Raw genomic sequence first — 19,971 nt, 5'->3', positions numbered from 1 at the left:
ACATAGCTAATGTACTCCTCAGTTTCAGCTACTTGCATCGAGTGCTACGTGCTGGAATTTAGAGGATTATTTAACTATTTATAACAGCTTCATATTTTCCTACAGCTGAGTAAAGTGGTAACAATGATAGTTTCTCGATCATAGAGAGGTGAGTATTAGGCTCTTTAGTACTAGGGCCTGGACACGCTTCAGTGTTAGGTCCTAACTTCATACACTCAATGCCGTTAGCTAAAGATGTTACTCTTCCTACATTAACATTTTTAGTGCGATATGACCACCTGCAAGGACTATGTAATATTTGTTCTTTTACTCCATCCATTTTAGCTGGACACGCTTTAGTGTTAGTTCCTAACTGCATACATTTAATGGGGTCAGTTATAAGTACTACTCCTTTTTCATTAAGTTTAGCGTTATACTGTAATTGTTCAATTTGATTAGCTTGATCTCTTATCATAAATTCAAAGCTGATAGATAGATGTAATTCTATTTCTCTCAACATATGTGATGCTATGTGTTGCACCATATGTGAATCTGTGTGTTGCACTGTCATTAATGCTTTGTTTCTGAGTATACTTAATTCTAAGTTAAGCCGCGTAAGTATATCTAGTGCTCTTTTTTCTGCTTCTATTAGAAGATTACTTATACCTTGACGTTCAGCTAAATCTTTTACAGTTTCACCGCAGTGATCAGGCAATGAAGTTTTTGCGCAATAAAATAGTAAGGTCATTACTACTATCCAGTGTCTACGTTCGATAGCATAACTTAAAGGACATTCGCCTGAGTTATTCTGTGCATTAACATTTGCTCCATATGAAATTAAGGTCATTACTACTTTCGGATGGTTATACTTGGCAGCTTTATGTAAAGCAGTTGATCCTAAATCGTCACTTGCATTAACATTTACTCCAGCTTCTAATAAAGCACATACCATTAGTATATTACCATTTCTGGAAGCATAACGTAAAAGATCAGTTTCCACCAATTTTATCACATCCTTACATATTTCAAGTTGTATCATAGTATTTACTGCTTTTAGAAAATTATATGGATGAATAGAAAATAATATTTTCTGTGGATCATTCGTCTCAATATTTGCTCCATTGGCTATTAGACAATTCATTACTTCTATATTGCCTCTTGCAGCAGCACAATTAAAAGGAGTCCATCCCCATGCATCCTTATAGTTAACCTCTGCTCCATAGTTTATTAAGAGCTCTACTGCTTCCACATTATCATTCGTAGCAGCAATATGTAAGGGAGATCGCCCAATTAACATATCCTCTATATCAACACTTGCTCTATATCGTAATATGGCCTGTAATAGGCTCCCTAATATTGATGTATTATTCCTTGCAGCAGCCCAATATAAAGGAGTCCATCCAAATACATCCACTGTCTCAATATTTTCGTCAATATTCTTATCGTTTTGTATTATACAATCCACCATTGCTTCATCAACATTTGCAACAGCAATATGTAAAGGAGTAAGTTTAAGCGCCCCATTCTTCTTAACATCTGCTCCACTATTCATTAAGAACTTTACTACTTCTTTATGGCTATTCCTGGCAGCCTCATATAAAGCAGTCAATCTCGCTAGATCCTCTGCATTAACATCTGCATTATTTTTTACTAAGATTTTTGTTATTTCTATATCTCCATTTACAGCTGGCTGATATAAAGTAGTCCGTTGAGATGAATCCAACTGATTAACATTTGCCCCTTCTTCTATTAGCTTGCGTGCTACTTCTGTGTTCCTATTTTCAACAGCCCAATGTAAAGCAGTCCATTCGGAAAACGGACTTGGTGCATTAATATCGATTCCTTTTACTTTAAGCATAGAATTGATTAAATTGTTCAGCTTAAAATCAATAGCTAAATATAATAACGTGTATGAAAAGCGTTCATGCAAACAATCTATTTCAAACCAATAATTTATATTAAACTCATTTTCTTCCCACTCTTTATACACATTTCCACTTTCTTTCTTTAGTCTATTTAGTGTTTCTAGTATCTTTTGTGTATCTAGCATCACTGGTACCTTTTCTGAGATCTTTCGTGCATTTAGCACATCCTCTAGCGCCACTGCTTTTGGTTCTTCTGATGTCTCTTGTACACCTAACTTTTTTAGCATTCTTTTTACCATCTGTTGCGCATTTGATACCCTTGACTCCTTTAGTATCTTTTTTGCTTCTTCTTTTGTCTGCGGTACATTTACCACCTTTAGTCTCTTTTTTGATGGCTCTTGTGTCTCTTTTACTCTTGGAATCTTGCTTGATACTTCTAATCCATGCGATATCTCTTCTAACATTCTTGATGTTTCTGCTTGCCCTAGTATCTTTACTTCCTTTAATAGCTCTTTTATTCTTTCAATTACATTGTCTTTACTTAAATTTACCTCTTGATCAATTACACCTAATATTATGTTCCACTGTTCATATGTCATTACCATAGCTTTACCTCATACTACAGAGTATTTTTTGATGCTATATATTATGGTAGAATAGTCAACGCATTTTCCATAGCGTAACTTGAGAGTCTAAAAGGACTGTTATTAACTTACAGAAAACCAAGCTTGCCTGAAACCACTTAATTGATTATAATCATAAGTTTTAAGGCAGTAAAATGACAGCTTTTTTTCCTTTGGTTATTTTTTTAATCTTATACCTTGGAAGTGGTGTCTATTTTTCCTTTATTGGAATTGATAATCCGCTTCGCCAAGTTTCACCGGTAATTTGCCTACTACCGGCGCTATTTTTTGCTGTTGCATGCAGTGCAGGTAAAATTCAACGTAACATCGATACTGTCATCGAGGGTATGGGCGATAAAAACACCCTTACTATGTGTTTAACTTTTCTATTTTCTGGAGCATTTTCTGTGGTGACTCAATCAATTGGTAGTGCAGATACTGTTGCTGATTTAATTCTCAATTTCCTTCCAGCAAGATTACTACTGCCTGGAGTATTTTTGGCTTCCGCTTTTATATCAACTGCAATTGGTACGTCTATGGGAGTTGTTGTATTAATGGTACCAATAGCTGTTAACTTAGCAAAAAGTGGGGCTTTTGGTCTTGAAATAGGAACTGCAACTGTAGTTGGAGGTGCCGTATTTGGTGATAATCTTTCAATGATATCTGACACTACTATTGCATCTGTTTCTTCACAGGGGGCCACGATAAAGGATAAACTTAAAGTGAATTCTAAAGTAGCATTTGTTGCCAGCATTATAACGCTTGTCTATCTGGCAATTATGGCAGATAGTACAAAAATTATTCCTACATCAAATTTAGATTATTTATCAGTAATAAAGATTATTCCTTATATTTCTTTAATAATCATGGGGTTATTTGAAGTTACTACTTTAGTAACAATAACTATAAATATAATTGTTGCTAGTGTATTAGGGATGACTTTTTTTGACTATACTATCATTCAACTCTCTCATGACATATATGACGGTTTCAAAAAAGTAAACGAGATAGTGATATTTGCTCTATTTATTGGCGGATTGAGTCATATAATGTACAAGCAGGGTCAAAAGGCATTACACAAACTTATCGATGAAAGCAATATCACAAAAACTAAAGCTGAATTTGTAATAGCGGGCATAGCATCTATGTTTACTGTTTTAGTTGCTAATAATACCATTGCTATTTTATTAAGTGGCGATATTGCAAAAAGGCTCGCGCAAAAGCATAATATTCCGTCATACCGTAGTGCATACTTGTTAGACATTTTTGCTTGCGTTACAAAAGGCATTTTGCCTTATGGTTCCCAGCTGCTGCTAGCAGGTAGCATTGCTTCTGTCTCACCTATTTCTTTGTTAACACAAGTGTATTACTGCTTTATTTTAGCAGCAGTTACAGTAGGTGAAATAATCATCAATGGCAGACGTTGCGCGGCTACAACTTAATGTACGAAGATTTCTCTTCATATTACATTTTTGTGCCCATAAGAAACGAGTTGCCATTTTCATCAGCTACTTGGATAATAGATATATTCACAAAATTGTTCCATTTTTCTCAATAGGTTTTGGTTTTCTTTTCCCCTTATTAGCAGAGCATAAAACTTAGCTTTTTAATAAATCTCATTTTAACTCCAATACACTAACTATGAAACAATCTATATTGCCATCAAAAACGGAATTTATATTGCCAACTTCATGTCCAGTCCTTAAATCCTTTACCATTTGATACGGATGCATAACATACGATCTGATCTGACTGCCCCAACCTATATCGCATTTCTTGCCATATTCTTCGGCCATTTTCTGTTCTTTTTTTTCCAATTCAATTTGATATAAACGTCCTTTAAGTAGTTTAAGTGCTTCATCTTTATTTTTATGTTGAGAACGACCATTTTGGCATTGAGCTACAACGCCTGTTGGAATATGCGTAATACGTACCGCGCTTTCAGTCTTATTTACATGCTGACCACCTGCTCCAGAAGCACGGTAAGTGTCGATCTTTAAATCCTTTTCATCCACAACAATATCTATTGAATCTTCAATCACTGGAGTTACTCCTACACTTGCAAAACTGGTATGACGTTTACCATTTGCATCAAATGGTGATATTCTAACCAATCTATGAACTCCACTTTCGCTTTTTGCCCACCCGTAAGCTTTTTCTCCGATGATCTTTATTGTTGTAGATTTTATACCAACTGCATCACCATCTAATTTTTCTACAACTTCAACTTTAAAATTGTGATAAATTTCTGCCCATCTTGTATACATGCGCATGAGCATCTCAGTCCAATCATTGCTCTCTGTTCCACCAGCTCCTGAGTGGATTTCTAAAAAGCAGTTATTGTTATCTGCTTCACCAGTAAATAAGGATTCTGTCTCTTTAAGTTTGATTAATTTCTCTAGCTTTACTAACTCACCTTTAACTTCAGAAAAAAATTCTTCATCATTCTCATCAATAGCAGATTTTATCAAGCTGATAGAATCGTTGTAATCGCTTTCTAGCTTTGAAAACAATTCTATGTCATGCTTAATTTTAGAGCGTTCTTTTAAAATTTCTTGTGCTTTTTGATTGTCTTGCCACAGATTATCATTCAACGCTTGAGAATCCAGCTCTTCAAGACGCAACTTCAATTTTTCTATGTCAAAGACACCTCCTGATAAGAGAAATACTTTTATTTAAGCCTTGAAAGTATTCAAGGATTTCTGGATGGGTTTTCATTATACTTTAGACTTTAATATATTTATTATCACTAACAATAACAGCAAACAAAATAGAAATTTAACCATATAATAGTTAATTCAAAATAATTTTATTATACTTGAATGTTCAATAAAATCAAGTGTGTGTATTTATTAAAAAAATAAGGTAAAGTAATGAATATTAAAACAAGTTCTCATTATGGTTTAGACAAAAAGGCTATTGATGATTTAATAGAGTCTCTTGATAATCAAGAATTAGAGAATGTTCGTAATATTGTAAAAACGATAGATAGCGTTCAGTTAGCTTATTTTTTATCTACTTCGATCAGTGATCACAGGGAGAAATTAGTTAATATCCTCGATCAACATTTGTTAAGTGATGCCTTAGTACATGTAGTACCAGATTTACAAGTAGAGATCATAGAAATATTGGGAATAGAAAATACAGCAAAGTTACTAATGCTTCTTGATATAGAAGACATAGTAGCTATAGTGAAAGATTTAGATAGAAAGTCTATAGAAAATATACTTAACTACTTACCCAATGCAACTCAAAAATTAGTAGAGGAATTGTTATCATACCCAGAAGAAAGTGCAGGAAGGTTGATACATAAAAATATGGTTATAGCTCCATATTATTGGACGATAAATCAGCTAATGGAATTCTTACGCAACTATAAAAAAATACCAGAAACATTTTATCAAATTTTCATCATTAACTCAAAATTAGAACCCATAGGCATTTTCAACTTAAATAAGGTAATATCTCACTCAGGAGAAACAATAATAAAAGAGATAATGAGTCAAGATATAAAAATAATTAAAACTGGAATGGACCAAGAAGAAGTAGCAAGAATATTTAAAGATTACGCTCTATTATCAGCTCCAGTAGTAAATAAGAATGGTAAAATTATAGGTGTAATCCTTATTGAAGATGTAATCAAAATTGTTCAACAAGAAGCAGAAGAGGATGTGCTTAAAATAAGCGGTGTATCATCTAAATCTGATATAAATGCTCCTATACATAAAACTATAATTAAAAGGCTACCTTGGTTATTATTTAACCTCTTAGCTGCAACAATATGTTCTATAGTAGTTGGCTTTTTCGATAACGTAATAGAAAGTTTTATAGTACTGCCAATAATTATGCCAATAATTGCATCAACGAGCGGAAATGCAGGATCCCAAACAGTAACACTAACTATCCGGGCAATCGCAACAAAATATCTAACTGAGCAAAATGCAAAAAGAATACTGATGAAAGAATTTTTAATAGGTCTTATAAATGGAGTGATTTTATCTACAATTTCACTCGTAGTATTAGCAATAAGGTTCCATAGTTTAAAAGTAGAGATCATTTTCGTAGTTTCCATGATTGCAATGTCGATCATTGCAACATTTATCGGCACTTTTATTCCTATAATGCTTCATCGTTTAAGATCCGATCCTGCTGTTTCGTCTTCAATTCTAACATCAGCAACAACTGATATTCTCTCAGCTCTTATATTTTTTGGTCTAGCCACGATCTTTTTATTAAATAGCTGAATCTTGCTATATAAAAATTGCTTTACAAGCTTTAACTGCCACGTTATCATTACTCACAGGTGCATTGAAGAAGAAAATAAGAGTCGATAAAGAAATAAAAGTACATGAAACTGAGCTGCTTTAGTTTTAAAATAAAATGCTAGAATATGCAAAAAAGTCCTTGCTCTGCTAAATCTTTTTAGCTATAGTACAATTTAATGTAATCAATATGTGGGGTATGGTGTTAGATGCACTGTATTATGTATGTCATTCGGAAAGCAATACTAGCTTTTTTAGGCATATATCTAGTTTAGTAAGAAATAAAAAGAAAAACACACTGTTACTCAGCAATTAAAGTTACTTAGGGTTACTATAAACTTTCTACAGTAAATTGCTTTGGTACAACTGCATAAGAATCAAATGTTGAAACCAATCTTCAGAAAAGAGGTTTACGACAAAACAATCAAAATATGAATATTAAAATATAGGGGGCTTTATGTTAGGTAAAGAAAATACAAAGGGACAAGTAATAGATAATCAAATGGATTATGTAGATGATGAGTCAACAATAGGAGCAAAAGGAGGTCTTAATCATGAAGATAGATCATCTAGTGAAGAACTTCAGCGTGGACGAAGTCAAGAGAGCCCTAGAGTAACAAGATCTTCATCTATAGGCAGCAGTAGTACATCGACTGATGATGAAGAAATGTTTAGCTGTATAAGCATTACAAGTGATGAAATAGTGAAAAAAGCAACTTTTTTTTTGTTAAGACTTTTGTTAAAGAATTCGAGGAAAAATTATCTAAATATTTTGAGGAGGCAGAACCAGATTCAAATATACAAAAAATAAGCAAAGCTTCAGCCAGCTTTAGTTCTTTTTTGAATAATACTATTCCAGCAAGTCCACTAAAATTATTTAGTGTTAAAGTTAATGAGAGTATCAATCATTGTGTTACAGGAAAACGGCATAAGAAAGGAGCGAAAAATATTTTTACAATAACTACGCCTTGCTACAAAGCTGAAATGAGAGATATTTTAGTAAAAGCTGGCTTAGAAATTTTTCACAGGTTTGAGGTACCATTCATAAAAGTTGTAGATATCAATCCCTCTTTTTATCATAGGAAAGTTAAGAAGTTAGCAATAGATGCTGTACATAGAACAATGAATTACCTTTTAACTTCTGAGGAACAAGACTTTTCTGTTGATCTTATAACACAAGGTGTTGTTCTAGGTAAGTCAAAAAAGAAAGGATATTTTACGCGTCCTGGATATGAAGTAAAAGATGAGCAAAGTGGTGAAAGTTTAGTAACCTCAGAATTGTATGAATGGGTAGGAATAAAGAAAAAAGAAGAAGATGAAACTGTTAATTATTATCAATATAATTCTGAGGAACATAATCTAGAGGAATATAACTGTGCTGAAAAATACGGCTATCGGCTTCCCTTTGAATGGGAGTTAAGAAAGTGGGAGGAGGTAAAACAAAAGTATGTATCTAGTGAAGTACCCATAGAAAGATATGTGTATATTTTAAATGATGAAAAAAAAGAAGAATTAGCTCGTTTTATATTAAAGGAGATTAATGAACAAGATCCTGTGAAAAGGAAAGATATAGAAGATGTAAAAGAACATCTTAGAAAGCAAGATGAAGATAGGCGTCAATTTTCCTATAGTTTTGGCAAGACACCAGAAAATTTCATTGAAAGAAAAGAGGTGGTAAAAAATTTGAACCTAAGGTTACATAGTAGTAGTCAAGAAGTAAAAATGTCACGAGTAGTCTTAATTAGTGGGAGTCTGGAATAGGAAAAAGCGAACTTGCTAGAGGCTATGGGTTTAGTGAAAGGCGTAAGGCTACTTGGGCAAGGATTATGTGGATAGATGCCTCGTCATGTACCAATCTTTCAAATTCATTTCATGGGTTGGCTGAAAGGTTAGGGGTTTCTAGAAAAAGTGAGCAAAGGAGAGAGAGAAACATTAAATCTATTGTCGAGGATGTATATGAGTATCTTCAAGACACAAAAAGTTTGTTTGTTTTCGATGATGCTAGTAGTTATAAGGAGATTGAGAATTTTTTACCATCCAGCTTCCCTGTTTTTTCTAATAGAGAAAAACCTTACGTTTTAATTACTTCTCCTAACAAGAATTGGAAAGAAGAAATAGAAGATATAGAAGAAATAAAGTTGGGTAATTTAAAAAAAGAAGAAGCCGAGGAATTTACTCGAAAAGCCTTAGGGGAAGATGAATCACAAGGTAAATCTATATCAGAGTTAATAGAAGAGTTTAATTGTTTTCCATTAGATTTGAAAGCAGCAACATCATGCATTAAACAAAAAGGTCTTAGTATTAGAGAATATCTGGAGGAATATAGAGTAGCTCAGCAATCAAAACCTGATTTTTTGGAGACACAAGTTGTTAATAAAAAATCTTTTAAAGCTTTGAAGATTAACATTGATAAAATAAAAGAAGAAAAAAATGTTGGGCAGCAAGCGTATGTTATTTTAGTATTCATGGCTTACCTGGACCCTAATCAAATTAATACAAAAGAAATTTTTTTCAAGGGGGAATCAAAAGAAAATCAACAAAGGGTTTTGGATGCACTTGATCTACTTAATCAGTTCTCATTGATTGGATTAGAGAAAGGGATAGCAAAAATTCATCAAGAAGTACAAAAAATTATAAGGTTAGAGCAAAGAAAAGAAAAAAGAGAAGAAGAATTTTTAAGAAAAATAATGACATCATTGATGAATAATAACTGTAAAAATGTAAGCCATATCATATCCATTTGGAATTATGCAAGTGAATATAAAAAGTTAGTTAATGAATTTATTGAATCTGATTATTATGGAATTAATATCTTACATTTTCTGGCCATAGATGATAATGAAGAAGTTATTAAGCTTATATTCGAGAATGTAGATCTAAGTAAATTAAGTAAAATTGTTAATATCGGTGATAAAGATGGATCTACTCCTTTAGAATATGCTGTTATATATGGTCACTTAGCGTTAGTTAAATACTTTATAGGAAAAGGGGCTGATTTTAAGGTAAATGATGACCCGAGCCTTACCCTTTTAGACTGTTCTGCTCTCCATAATCGACTGGAAATAGTTAGGTATTTTATTGATAACGAATATTTTCAGTTTGATAGTACTGTTTTATACTATGCTATTGAAAATAATTGCTTAGAGGTCGTTAGATACTTTATAGAGGAAAAAAAGATTTATATAAATTTAAAGGACGGAGAAGGTAAAGGTTATTTGCACTATGCTGTTGAACATAATTCCTTAGAGATTTTTGAGTACCTTTTAGCGTACGGGGCTACAGTAGATTTACAGGATAAAAAGGGTATGACTCCTTTGCATTTTGCTGCTAAAAATGGTAGATTAAGCATGCTTAAATCCCTTATAAAGAAAAAAGCTGTAATAGAGGTACCGAACAAAGATGCTATGACTCCTTTGCATTTTGCTGCTATATATGGTTACCTAGGAATTGTTCGCTACCTTGTAGGTCATGGAGCTGGTATAAATCTAAAGGATAAGAATGGTATGACTCCTTTGCATTTTGCTGCTATGTATGGTTACCTAGGAATTGTTCGCTACCTTGTAGAGCATGGAGCTGATATAAATTTACAGAATGAAGATCATATGACTCCTTTGCACCTTGCTGATATATATGGTCACTCAAGCACTGTTCGCTACCTTGTAATGAATAACGTTAATACGAATCTAGAGGATATTAGTAATAATATTCCTCAGAACTACGATGTTAAGTTTCATTGCTACGACAGCGCTAGGTGCCTTTTTTCTTTAGAACAAGGAGCTAATGTAAAACTTGAACTCAACGATGATTTGTACCATTATACTACCAATTATTACCCAAGTAGTATTTGTTGCTATCAACCTCAATCTATTGTGTACTCAGCTCCATACTTAAAAACACAATCACATAAAAGAAACCTAGAGACATTTGATGAACATACACTACCTAAAAAAAGAAAATTAGAAAATATAGTGAAGCATTGCAATTTGAAGATAAAAGCACGGTTAACTTAACTCATAGGTCACCTATATCTTCATTTAACAGCGTCTCTGTACAACCTGCAAACAAGGACTTAAGACTATAATTTTACAGTAAGCTATTTAATTTTATGAGGGGAATTTCAAAAAAACAGAGAAATAAAGTAATAAATTGATATAAATTCGCGTAGAACAAGTGGTAGACCATACGATTCCAAAGAAAACACTTCTCACAGCCCTTGGTTTTGAGCGCTGGAAATGGTTGTTTTATTAAATTCTTAATAAGAAGATATATTAAATTAATAATAGCTCATTTGGAAATAGTAAAGAAGAATCGAGTAAACTTATAGCAAGTTTGACTGAATAGTAAAAAATCGACATTTATGATAAAATATATTAATATCAAATATTAATATATAAATGAGTAATTTATGAAACAAATAGAACAACGAGAATTATATAAAAATCTCTCTAATGCATCTAGAGAACCAAATTCCGAGGAATTCATAAGGTTAATAAAAGATAACAAAGTAGATGTTAATGCAAAATACGACTGTGGCGAAACTCTTTTACATGTGGCTGCTAAGAATTATAACTGGACAAAGACAGCTAAAATTCTAATAGCAGAAGGTGCTGATGTTAATATAGTAGATTTTTTCGAACAGACTCCTTTACATGTGGCTGCTAAGTATAACCACATAAATATAGCTAAAATTCTAATAGCAGAAGGTGCTGATGTTAATATGGTAGATTTTTGCAAACAGACTCCTTTACATGTGGCTGTTGAAAATAACAGTATAGAAACAGTAAGAGCTTTAATAAAAAGAGGGGCTAATATTTATGTGGAAGATGAGCTTAATAGAATGCCTCTTCACCATGCTGTTAAAAATAGTTCTGCAGAATTAGTAAAAGCTATGATAGAAGAAGGTGTTGATATTAATCGAGTGAATGGAAGTCGCATGACTCCTTCTTTTTACATTAGTGAATATTTAGGTGCAGAGACTTGTAAGACTATACTAAGCCACATAGCAAGACTAGAAGTTGCTGGCTTGTATGTGGATTCAAGAAATTTAGAAGAAAAAGATAAACGTATAAGCGCTTCGCGTGAGAGAGATAACGATTATTCTCAGCAGCTTCAAAACTGTAGAAAAGAAGTCAAAAAAATTGGAAAAGAAAGTCAGAAACTACATTCCTTTTTGAAAGAAAGTGATATTAATGAACTAATTAGTATGTGGGAAAGGAATGCAGACATAAAGAATCAGATTGATAATCATGATAACCTAAAGAAGCAATATCCAGAATATGCTCATATTTTAATTAATAAGGCTAATGAGGTTAATAAAGTGAAAAAAGAAATTTTCCTTCATAACCATAGACCATTGATTGATGTTTTATCAGAAAATTATAAAGAAGATTTTCAAAAAATGTCATTTGCTGGCATAAAAAACTCTCTTATGTCTCATAATAATGATTATAGTTATATTCAACAAGAAACGGGAGTAACTTTGATTAATTGTTTAGATTTTGAAGATGTGAAAGAAAGGCATGTGCCTAAGCTTAAAGTAAGGGTATTTGCAGAAATGATTAAAAACAAAGGTGTAAACAGCAATCTTCATCACCCACACACTGAACAAACTCAAGGAGCTAGTCAGTCTCTTAATTAAAGAGGGATACATGGAGACCTGCTGCAAAAACAAAAAGAGGTGTTTCTCACTTGTATAAAGTATTTTTAAACGTGATTTTTTAATATCATAATTACTATGAAAACTGGGGCTTTCCTTTTGCAGCAGTTCTTGAGTTCCAGCAACAGACCAATCCATCCCAAAACGAACTCTTCTCTCACTAGCCAGTTTTAGTTGTTGGGAATGGTTGTTTTATTTAAATTTTTAGTAATATATACTATTAAGTCAGTATTAATTCGTTAAGAACTTTCATTAAAGATTATCAAAAAAACTTCTAAACAGGGATTGACAAGTTTTAGAGATGGAGTATTTTATGAAAAGTATATTGAGCTATTAATTTTTTATGTATAATAAATATGATAGTGAAAATATTTTTCTTTATATTATGAGGTAGCTGTTTTATTCAGAAAAAGATTTTTTTCTTACTTTGAAATTGAGTGGTTTTTATCGAGGGTTAAATGATTAATGAATTATTTGCTGCTGTACGTAGTGGAGATGCTAATCAAGTTGCGGATCTTATCAATAAAGGGGATGATGTTAATGCCAGGGACAATAGAGGCAATACTCCTCTACATTTAGCTGTTCTTGCAGATAAATTACAGGTAGTAGAAAAGCTTATAGAGAGAGGAGCTGATATTAATGCTAAGAATAATCATGGCGCTACTCCTCTGCACTGGGCTGCTCTTAATCAGAATGTCAGTATAGTAGAAAAGCTTATAGAGAAAGGGGCTAATGTTAATGAGAAGAATAAATATGACAATGTCCCTCTGCACTATGCTGCTTTTTTTAATGGTTGCTTAGGTACAGCAGAAAAGCTTATAGAGAAAGGAGCCAATGTTAATGCTAAGAACAATGATGGCTCTACTCCTCTGCACTGGGCTGCTCTTCATGATAATTTACAAGTAGCTGGTCTTTTTATAAATAAGCGTGCTAATGTTAACGCTAAAGATGAGAATGGTTGGACACCTTTGCATACTGCAGCTGCTCGTGGCAATTTGGGTGTAGTTAAGCTCATTCTTGATAAAAGTGATTATGTTGATGCTAGAGGAGCTTTAGCCGTAGCAAATACGCTTAATGAAGAAAACAGCTTAGAAATACGAAACCTTCTAGAAGAAAGAATAAGAAGAAATGAAGAAATCACCCAACATCTTAACTTGCAAGAAGAAAGCAGCTCCCTATCAACACGTGTCCATAATCGCCTCAGTATTGCACAAGAAGATGAAAATTCGTTGCAAAATGATAAGATAGGTCCTGATAAAATAGGAGTTACAAGCGGAACAAGTAAGCCATCTTCATTTATCAATATTTTTGCTTACACTACGGTAGATACTATTAAAGGTATTTTTTAGTTTGTTTCTTCTCCTTTTAAGGCAGCTATAAGTATGGAACCTTCTAAAGCTATTACAGTTCAAGGTATTGATAACAACGGTATACTTCTTTTATTAGATGTATTTATAAGGAAAATCACAGGTCAGAATTATATTTCCACAGTAGTTCAGTCTATATCACCATTAGAAGCACAGGGCTATGCATTAAATATTATAGAGGAATTTGAGAAAGTAGTAGAGCAAGCTGCATTAAAAATTGGGATATCAATGCATCGGTTAAATATTGATTGTGTAGAAATGCAGAAAGAGGTTACTGCAAAAATCACGGGTGGTAAGTTTAATGACATTTCAGGAGTTTTAAACTCATATGTAGAGCAAGCATGCCACGATAGAGAAACAGGTAAGTTAAGTCCAAAGAAGTTTAACAAATTTATGGTTGTATTTAATAAGGAACTAGATTTAATAGTAAATCAATCAATAGAGCAGATATTACACAATAGAGATAGTACATTAGAAGTTGAAGAACAGCAAATAAACTTAGAGCCTCAAAGTTATTTAAGTAATACTTCTGTTCAAGGTCATTTAATTCAGGATAGAGGTTTAATAAATCATGGTAAGGCTTAATTCCTTAGCTTTTTGATTTCATCTAGTAAAAGGTCGGTAATTTGATCTTATAACATCAATGGGCACACCAGCCTTTGTTTTGTATGCATTCAAGCAATGTGTGACTATTACGCCACCTAAAAAAATAATCATACACTGTCTTCCATAGAGGAAAATCTTTTGCTCTACTGGCAAATACCTTTCATTATGTATTGTATAACATTAATAATTGCTTATTTTGTGCTTTCTTGGCCACACCTTGTGCAACTCTTGGCTCAAGAAATTTCCATTCTTTGTCACTTACATCACCTGGATATATTTTTTACTGATCCTATCATATTATCTTCCTGATTTCCTTTCAAGATATGTTCTAAAAAGTAGAATCCGTTCAGCAGGGTGACAAAATAAGATAGAAAAGACAGCCATAGAAATAAATGGTGTCATTTCAATATGATGCTTTCTCTGTCATCCCAGTACTTGACACTGGAATGACAACATTTTTGCTTCGATATTTACACATTAGCCATGCATCTGAACGGATACAAAAGTAGAATTTAGAATTCTATCTAAAAGGATACCGAAAAAGAGCAGGAGTCCTATCTGGGAATTATTTTTAAATATGGACATGCATTGATTAGAATCGTCTGGATTGAAATTTTTGTGTTGGTGGTGAAATATGAATCCTATGGCAAGTAAAGCAATATAAAAGATGTTATTTAATGATGATAGTATACCAGCGTACAACCATGCCATTAAGGCTATTAAATAAAATCTTTTCAACCAAGATTTTGTTGTATTGCCAAAATATAATGCAGTAGATTTCATTCCTAATTTCTCATCATCTTTTTTATCTTGATGAGCGTATATAGTATCATAACTAAGCGTCCAAAAGACGCATCCTATATAAAATAGCAAGGATTCTATGCTAATCTGGTTTGTTATTGCTGCTGAACCCATGAGTGATCCCATGTTGAAAGTAAACCCTAAAAACAATTGTGGCCACCAAACGTAACGCTTTAGCAAGGGATAGATAACTATCATGCACATTGAAATTATTCCAAGTATAAGAGTAGTTTTATTGGTTAATAATAAGATTACCAGGGCAATAGACAGTAACAGTGAAAGTAAAGCCAAAGCCTGCTTTATGTTTAATGCACCACTTGCAAGTGGCCTATATTTTGTTCGTTCAACATGTGCATCTATTTCTCTATCGAAGATATCATTGATTATGCACCCTGCGGGTCTCATTAAAAATGCACCTATAGTAAACAAAACAAGGAGAAAAAGAGCCTGATACGATAGAGAAGTTGAGGCTAAAAGAATGCCGCTTAAGCTAGAAAATAGCACAAGCCATAAACCTGTTAAACTGTGTATTCTCATTAATGAGAAATAATGGTTGAAATACATTAATTAAGTGTGATTATGTAATATTTTGCTTACATTGACAAAATTATCGAATGCTAAATCAGGCTTAAAAACTAACTCAGGTATAAATCGCAAATCAACATAACACAATATAGATTTACGTATTGACCATGCAGATTGGTTCATTTCATTAACAACAGTGCTGATATCATCATTATCATTTTGGATGTTCAATGAAGATAACACAATATATACATCTGCTTTCTTCAAATCTTTGCTTAGCTTTACATCAGATACTACTACTTTTTCATTAAGCACATTACTTTCCATTAAGACTTTTGATATTGCCCTATGTAATACCGATGCTACTTTTAGGTTTCTAATTTCCTTTTTCATATTCAACTACTATAACGTCCTTTCTTCTTGCACTAATTGATAAGCTTCCAAAATGTCTCCAACTTTAATATCGATATTACCCTCTAGCGATATTCCGCATTCAAAATTTACACCCACTTCTTTAACATCATCTTTAAATCTACGTAGTGCTTTTAACTTTCCTTCATGCACCAATTTGCTGCCACGTACTACCTTAATTAAAGAATCTTTTTTTATAACTCCATCAGTGACATAACATCCGATTATATTACCGGCTTTGGATGCATTAAATATTTGCCTTACAGATGCAGAACCAACACGAACCTCTCGTGTAACAGGCTTTAACATTTTAGTTAGATACATCCTCATGTCTTCAATAAGCTCATATATTATATTGTAAGTATGTATTTCTATACCTTTTTGTTTTGCTAATTCTCTTATTTTTGAATCCACTTTTACATTAAAAGCTAAAATTACTGCGCTTGATGCTTCTGCAAGCAGCACATCTGAATCTGTTACTCCTCCTACTGCTTTGTGTAGAATATTTAATTTCACTTGCTCTTTACCAAGCTTATCAATTGAGCTTGATATTGCTTCAATAGAACCAGTGACATCGCACTTTAAAACTACAGATAGTTCTTCTGTTTCACTATCATTACGACTGAATATATCTAAATTACTGTCGTCTAAATCTTCTTGCTTTTTCTTGATTAATTCTAACCTGTATTCAACAATTTCACGAGCCTGCCTTTCAGAGTTTACAACAACAAATTTATCTCCAGCATTTGGTACACCATTTAAACCAGTAACTTCAACTGGAGTAGAAGGTAGTGACGCTTTTTCTCTTTGACCAAGGTGATTAATCATACTGCGTACTTTGCTGTATGTTGTACCAACTATCAATATGTCACCAATCTTTAATGTTCCTTCTTCAACTATTAATGTAGCTGATATTCCTTTAGCTTTATCTATTTTGGACTCTATTACCCATCCAAGTGCTCGACAATCCTCTATGCCTTCTAGCGTCATTAATTCAGCAATTAATAAAATTGCCTCTTCTAGTTTATCTAAGTTGATTTTCTTTTTTGCTGATACTGGCACAATTATAACATCACCACCAAGTTCTTCGGGGATGAGGTCATACTGAGGCAAACTATTAATTATTCTTTCTACATCGCCAGGTTGTGATTTATCAATTTTATTAATGGCAACTATAATAGAGACATTTGCTGCTTTTGCATGGTTTATTGCTTCAACTGTTTGTTTCATGATTCCATCATCAGCTGCAACTACTATTACAACTATATTAGTAATATTGGCACCACGTGCACGCATTGCAGTAAACGCCTCATGCCCTGGTGTATCAATGAAAGTAATTTTTTGCTTATTTTTTGTCGTTAATTGATAAGCACCTATATGTTGAGTGATGCCACCTGACTCTTTTTCTGCAACATTGGATTCACGAAATGCATCAAGCAATGATGTTTTACCATGATCCACATGTCCCATAAAAGTAACGATAGGTGGTTTTGGTCTTTTAGGTAAGTTTTCTCTGTTGCTTATGAAGAGTAAATTCTTTTCTTTATCAGCATCACTTACTCGTTTAGCCGTATGATTAAATTTTTTTGCTATTTCGCATGCTATATCTGGATCTACTAGATCATCTACTCTATAGCTCTCCCCAACTTCTTCTTTGAGCATTTTTAGCACACTCTTGCTATCTTCTGCCATACGAATAGATAACTCCCTGATAGTTATTTTGTCTGGTATAATAACTTCTCTTGCTATATTTTTACCCTTAGTAAACTTTGATTGTTTACTTCTTATACCAAATTTTTGCTTAAATACAGGGAGGTGTTCATTTCTTTCATCTATTGCCTGTGTAATTACTAGCTTAGAATGCTTAGAGTATATATCTTTGCTAGCTTTAAAAGACTTTTTATCATTGTTCTCATATTCAATACTATCTTCTTTTTGTTCAACTGAGTTAGTATTACTTAAAACTTCCTTATTTATTTCTTTAGGTACAGAGTGTGATTCATTTTTATCTTCAGCTTCTTGATTGCTTTCTTCTTTTTTTATTTTCTCTTCTTGTTCTCTCTGATTCCTTTCTTTCAGCAAAGTAGCATTCTGTACAGCATTAATGCGGGAAATTTGTTCTTTTTTAGTTAAAGAGCCTAATTTACTCTCGTCAAATAAACTATATTCTTCTGCAGAATGAATTTTTCTTCTTTTTTTTACTATTGTAGTACCAGTACTTTGACTATCTAAAGAGTTTAAATTAATGTCTAATTTAAGCTTGCTTAAGCCTTGTAGGGTTAATTTTTTATTACTGATATCTTCATTATTCATATTGTTTTTATATTAATCCAAGCTTTTTACGTGCTTCTATGATTATTAAATCTGCTGTATCTTTTAGATTGTCTTTATTATTAGTTGAGGAAGAGAGTATGCTACAAAACTCATAATTTGATAAATCTGCTATGTCCTCTAAAGTTTTAATATTATGTTTACTAAGAGCAATTTTATTATCTATTGATAAGGCTAAGTTGATTACATCGTCTTCCATACCTAAATTTTTTAGCTCTTCTATTTTTCTATCATTCTCTGCTTTTAGGTAATTATTTGCTCTATTATGAAGTTCATTTGCAATATCTTCATTGAAGCCCTCTATTGAAGCAAGTTCCTTAATTGAAGTGTTAGATATATCTTCTACACTTAAAAAACCTTCTGTTACCAATAATTGGCCCATAATCTCTTCTAAGTTTAAAGCTTCAGCAAATAAAACTGAACATTGACTAAATTCTTTATTTCTTCTTTCTGATTCTTGCTGAGTGCTTAATATCTCAATTTTCCATCCAACAAGCTCTGAAGCTAATCTTACATTCTGACCCTTTTTTCCTATAGCTAAACTCAATTGATCTTCAGCAACTATTAACTCTATACAATTTTCATTTTCGTCAATAATGACCTTTGATACTTCTGCAGGAGTAATGGCTTTAATAACAAATTGACCCAAATCTGATGAGTAATGTATGACGTCGATTTTTTCACCGTTTAATTCGTGTATAATAGTTTTTATTCTATCTCCTTTAACTCCAACGCAAGCACCTACTGGATCGATATTCTTATCAGATGAAAAAACAGCAACTTTAGATCTTGAACCAGCGTCTCTAGCTATACCTTTAATTGTTATCAATCCGTCAGCAACTTCTGGTACTTCTTGATTCAACAATGCCTCTAAAAAGCCTTCATGAGCCCTAGAAAGAATGATTTGACGTCCATCGTCAGAGCGCTTAACAGCCTGTATGTAAGCTTTAACCTTATCGCCTTCACGAAATGACTCACCACCAATTAAGTTTCGTAAAGGGAGGTATGCTCCAATTCCGTTTATGTCTATAATAAGATCTGAATATTCTACTTGTTTAACGATGCCATACCTCATTTCTCCTACCTTATCTTTAAATTCCTCATATTGCTTTTTTAACTCTTCATTTTTGATTATTTCAGAAATCTTTTGCTGGGCAATTCTTGCTGAAACAAGATCAGTGTTAAGAGAAATCAACTCACTAATAGTATCTCCAACTTTTGCATCTTCTTTTATTAACTTAGCTTGTGTCAACTTAATTAAGTCACACTCATTTTCATTTGATTCATCATTAATGACTTTTAGTTGTCTATATGAGGTAACTTTGCCTGTGTTTCTATCTATATTAACTACAATTTTACTTTTGCTACCATACTTTTGTTGAGCTACTGCTTCGATAGCACTTTTAAGTGCATTTATTATAATATTAAAATCCAAACCTTTTTGAAGTGAGAGCTCTCCCGCTGTTTTTATTACATCAAGGCTTCCAACTATGTTATTCTTGTTGCTTTTCTGCTTAACACTGCTTTTACGATTAGCAATCATAT

14 protein-coding genes are annotated in these 19,971 nt (G+C 32.8%); 8 read left to right on the top strand and 6 right to left on the bottom strand.

Annotated features, from left to right (window positions below):
- Positions 1 to 70 precede the first annotated feature (70 nt).
- Entirely contained in the window at positions 71 to 2,449 is a 2,379-nt protein-coding gene (locus tag OPR44_RS05310) for an ankyrin repeat domain-containing protein (protein ID WP_265014615.1), read from the bottom strand.
- Positions 2,450 to 2,622: 173 nt separating this feature from the next.
- Between OPR44_RS05310 and OPR44_RS05305 the strand changes: the two genes are divergently transcribed.
- Entirely contained in the window at positions 2,623 to 3,909 is a 1,287-nt protein-coding gene (locus tag OPR44_RS05305) for a Na+/H+ antiporter NhaC family protein (protein WP_211908158.1), read from the top strand.
- Between the two features lie 174 nt (positions 3,910 to 4,083).
- Here OPR44_RS05305 and prfB read toward each other — a convergent pair.
- Positions 4,084 to 5,185, bottom strand: a protein-coding gene (gene prfB / locus OPR44_RS05300; protein ID WP_265014614.1) for a peptide chain release factor 2 whose coding sequence is annotated in 2 segments (ribosomal slippage) — positions 4,084 to 5,118 and positions 5,120 to 5,185 — 1,101 coding nt in all. Because the reading frame shifts where the segments join, the coding sequence is not laid out codon by codon here.
- Positions 5,186 to 5,340: 155 nt separating this feature from the next.
- Between prfB and mgtE the strand changes: the two genes are divergently transcribed.
- The 7 genes from mgtE (at position 5,341) to OPR44_RS05265 (ending at position 14,337) form a co-directional block, all read left to right on the top strand.
- Positions 5,341 to 6,711, top strand: a complete 1,371-nt coding sequence (mgtE, locus tag OPR44_RS05295) for a magnesium transporter (protein ID WP_265014613.1) — start codon at positions 5,341 to 5,343, stop codon at positions 6,709 to 6,711.
- 475 nt (positions 6,712 to 7,186) lie between these two features.
- Positions 7,187 to 7,540 (top strand): hypothetical protein, encoded by a 354-nt coding sequence (locus OPR44_RS05290; protein WP_265014612.1) that lies wholly within the window; start codon positions 7,187 to 7,189, stop codon positions 7,538 to 7,540.
- Between the two features lie 29 nt (positions 7,541 to 7,569).
- A complete protein-coding gene (locus OPR44_RS05285; RefSeq protein WP_265014611.1) occupies positions 7,570 to 8,490 on the top strand; it encodes a hypothetical protein in 921 nt (306 codons plus the stop codon).
- Positions 8,487 to 10,739 (top strand): ankyrin repeat domain-containing protein, encoded by a 2,253-nt coding sequence (locus OPR44_RS05280; RefSeq protein ID WP_265015453.1) that lies wholly within the window; start codon positions 8,487 to 8,489, stop codon positions 10,737 to 10,739. The genes OPR44_RS05285 and OPR44_RS05280 overlap by 4 nt, the downstream gene beginning before the upstream one ends.
- A 395-nt stretch (positions 10,740 to 11,134) precedes the next feature.
- Positions 11,135 to 12,367 (top strand): ankyrin repeat domain-containing protein, encoded by a 1,233-nt coding sequence (locus tag OPR44_RS05275; RefSeq protein ID WP_265014610.1) that lies wholly within the window; start codon positions 11,135 to 11,137, stop codon positions 12,365 to 12,367.
- A 476-nt stretch (positions 12,368 to 12,843) separates the two neighbouring features.
- The gene (locus OPR44_RS05270) at positions 12,844 to 13,734 is read left to right on the top strand and encodes an ankyrin repeat domain-containing protein (RefSeq protein ID WP_265014609.1); all 891 of its coding nucleotides are present in this window, start codon (positions 12,844 to 12,846) and stop codon (positions 13,732 to 13,734) included.
- Positions 13,735 to 13,767: 33 nt separating this feature from the next.
- Positions 13,768 to 14,337: a latrotoxin-related protein gene (locus OPR44_RS05265; RefSeq protein ID WP_265014608.1), complete on the top strand. Its 570-nt coding sequence runs from the start codon at positions 13,768 to 13,770 to the stop codon at positions 14,335 to 14,337.
- A 498-nt stretch (positions 14,338 to 14,835) separates the two neighbouring features.
- On the opposite strand, the gene ubiA is transcribed toward OPR44_RS05265, so the two are convergent.
- From ubiA to nusA, 4 genes are read right to left on the bottom strand one after another with little or no spacing between them, the layout of a single operon-like run.
- Positions 14,836 to 15,723 carry a 4-hydroxybenzoate octaprenyltransferase gene (ubiA, locus tag OPR44_RS05260; protein WP_265014607.1) on the bottom strand — a complete coding sequence of 296 codons (888 nt, stop codon included), beginning with the start codon at positions 15,721 to 15,723 and terminating at the stop codon, positions 14,836 to 14,838.
- Between the two features lie 3 nt (positions 15,724 to 15,726).
- Positions 15,727 to 16,077 carry a ribosome-binding factor A gene (locus tag OPR44_RS05255; protein ID WP_264374680.1) on the bottom strand — a complete coding sequence of 117 codons (351 nt, stop codon included), beginning with the start codon at positions 16,075 to 16,077 and terminating at the stop codon, positions 15,727 to 15,729.
- 9 nt (positions 16,078 to 16,086) lie between these two features.
- The gene (gene infB / locus OPR44_RS05250) at positions 16,087 to 18,408 is read right to left on the bottom strand and encodes a translation initiation factor IF-2 (protein ID WP_265014606.1); all 2,322 of its coding nucleotides are present in this window, start codon (positions 18,406 to 18,408) and stop codon (positions 16,087 to 16,089) included.
- A gap of 7 nt (positions 18,409 to 18,415) precedes the next feature.
- Positions 18,416 to 19,969 (bottom strand): transcription termination factor NusA, encoded by a 1,554-nt coding sequence (nusA, locus tag OPR44_RS05245; RefSeq protein WP_265014605.1) that lies wholly within the window; start codon positions 19,967 to 19,969, stop codon positions 18,416 to 18,418.
- Positions 19,970 to 19,971: the final 2 nt, after the last annotated feature.

Source organism: Wolbachia endosymbiont (group B) of Camptogramma bilineatum, from assembly GCF_947251825.1.
Classification (GTDB): Bacteria; Pseudomonadota; Alphaproteobacteria; order Rickettsiales; family Anaplasmataceae; genus Wolbachia.
The sequence above is the reverse complement of the archived record's forward strand: the minus strand, read 5'-3'. Positions and strand labels throughout refer to the sequence as shown.